We start from the raw sequence: 2,311 nt of genomic DNA, 5'->3' as shown, positions 1-2,311 counted from the left end.
TTCATGGCCAGCGCACTAGCCCGCTGCGTGCGCACCCTAATCTGCTGAACGCAGCCGAGACAGAGGCTTTGATCGCGGAGGCTCGCCGCGGTCACCAGCCCGACCCGCCGGCGCCGACTAACAGGACGGACCATCGCATGCCCAGCCCGCCCCCCGTGAGGGTGCGGACGGTGTCGAGCGAGGTGCCACGGTGAGCGCCGGACAGGTTGTGTCGCCGAGGCGCGGGAGATTCCTGCGGTCGCGGGGGCGCGGACGCTTCTGGCCCGTGCTGGCGGCGGTGGCGATGGCGATAACCGCGTGCTCGGCGTCGTCCCCGGACAGCACAGCGGTGTCGGCGAGTGGCCCGCGTCCGACCGAAACGGCACCGCTGTCGGCGGCGACCAACGCATGGTGGTCGTACACCCGTCCGGCGACGTTCGACTCGACGCGGACCTCTGTGAAGGTGCCCGCGGGAGACGGTACCCAGCTCGACTGCTCGCTCGTGCGTCCCGCCGAAAACGGCGCCCCGGCTGCTGGCCGGTTTCCCGGACTGGTGATCGAGTTCACCCCGTATGCCGTTATCCGCTCCACCTTCGAGAGCGAGGCTGCGTACTTCGCCACCCGCGGCTACAACGGTCTGGTCTGCAATGTGCGGGGCACCGGACCTTCCGGTGGGACCTGGCAGCATGCCATGTCGGCCCAGGACAGCCGAGACGCCCGTGACCTCATCGAATGGTTGGCGATTCAGCCGTTCTCCGACGGGCGCATCGGCATGTTCGGCGAGAGCTACGGCGGCCAGACCACCTACGGCGCCGCCATCGAGCAGGCGCCGCACCTGCTGGCCATCGCGCCCCTCCAACCCCCAGCGAGCCTCTACGACGACGTCATCTACCCGGGCGGCATCAAGACCACCGAGGGCGGGACCATCGACAACTGGCCCGGTACTGCCCAGCTCCTCAGCCAGGGCCGTATCGACGCCGCCGCTGAGTACGCCGCCAACCGCGAGCACCCGACCTTCGACTCCTACTGGCAGGAGCGATCCTTCGCCGGCCGCTACAGCGCGATCAAAGTTCCCGTGCTCACCGTCGGCGGGTGGGGAGACCAGTACTTCAGATCGGGCACCCTGGCCAACATCGAAGGTGCTCTCAACCGGACCTGGGCGATCTACGGACCCTGGCAGCATCTCTCACCGATCGCCTTCCCCAACTGCCCGGGCCTGTGTAACCCCGAGGGACTCGCTCCCGGCCTGCTGCTGGCATGGTTCGACCGCTGGGTCAAGAACCTGCCCGACGTCCCGATCCCGACCCGCCCCACCTTCGTGAGCTACGAAGGCCCCGCCGGTATCGGCGACGGCTGGCGCGAGGTCTCGAACTACAACCCCAAAAATGGCGCCCGGACGCAGACGCTGTCCCTGAGCCAGGACGGCACACTGTCCGCAGACCGCCGCACGAGCGGGTCCGCCACGTTCCACCAGCCCGCCGACCCGGCAAGCCCCGCCGGATCAGCCACGTTCCAAACCGCACCGCTCACCCAGGCGACGTCGATGCTCGGCCACCCCGCACTCACCCTGCGGGCATCCCTGTCCGGCCCCGACGCCAACCTCTACGCCGAACTCCTCGACATCGCCCCGGATGGCACCTCAGCCCTGGTGAACAACGGATTCCTGCGCGCAAGCCACCGCACCTCGCACACCACACCGACACCGGCACCCGTCGGCACACTCATCACGTTCGACCTGCAGATCCGCGCGGACCACTATCGATTCGCCGCTGGCCACCGCATCGCCATCCGGCTCTCCGGCGGCGCCGCCGACACCCTCACCCCCAACCCCGCACCCGTCGACGTGACCGTCGCCACCGGCACCGGCGGCTCCGTCCTGCACCTCCCCACCATCCCCGACTCCTCACCCACCCCCGCCGCGAGCACGAACGCCCTCAACTAAAAAGACGCTCAGCCAGACGCCACCGTCGCGCCTACCCATCGACCTACCAGGTGGACCTAACGCACCACAATAAAAACCGCTGGATCTTGGTTGCCGGCCCTGAAATCACTGTTCGACCGGTCGCCATGCGACCCTGACCAGGGATGATGCCCCGTGACCACACCGGCAGCGGCATCGCTTCCCGAGTCGAACGCGCGTTCCGTACACCTGGTGGTTCCGGGCTACCCAGCCGTCCGTCGACGTTCACACCTACCGACCGGCCGCGGCGTGGCGAGGTCTCCACCGTCGGCCGAGCCTTGTCCGGGCGCATGCAGTAGGCGGAGGGACTGTCCGATCAGGTAGGTGCCTGTCCAGGCCGACCTGTTGTGAATTTAGGTTAGGTTACCCTAC

Annotated in this window: 1 protein-coding gene; it reads left to right on the top strand. The window is 68.2% G+C overall.

Annotation, left to right across the window (positions count from 1 at the left end):
• Positions 1–283 precede the first annotated feature (283 nt).
• On the top strand, positions 284–1,921 hold the full coding sequence (locus tag E0504_RS49925; protein WP_112109138.1) for a CocE/NonD family hydrolase: 1,638 nt from the start codon (positions 284–286) through the stop codon (positions 1,919–1,921).
• The last annotated feature ends 390 nt before the right edge of the window (positions 1,922–2,311 follow it).

This window comes from Parafrankia sp. BMG5.11 (genome assembly GCF_004337455.1).
Note: the sequence above shows the minus strand (reverse complement) of the source record. Positions and strands in the feature narration are given on the sequence as shown.

Coding starts and splice junctions, on each gene's coding strand:
- E0504_RS49925 (WP_112109138.1), top strand. CDS start 284: ATGGCGATAACCGCGTGCTCGGCGTCGTCCCCGGACAGCACAGCGGTG.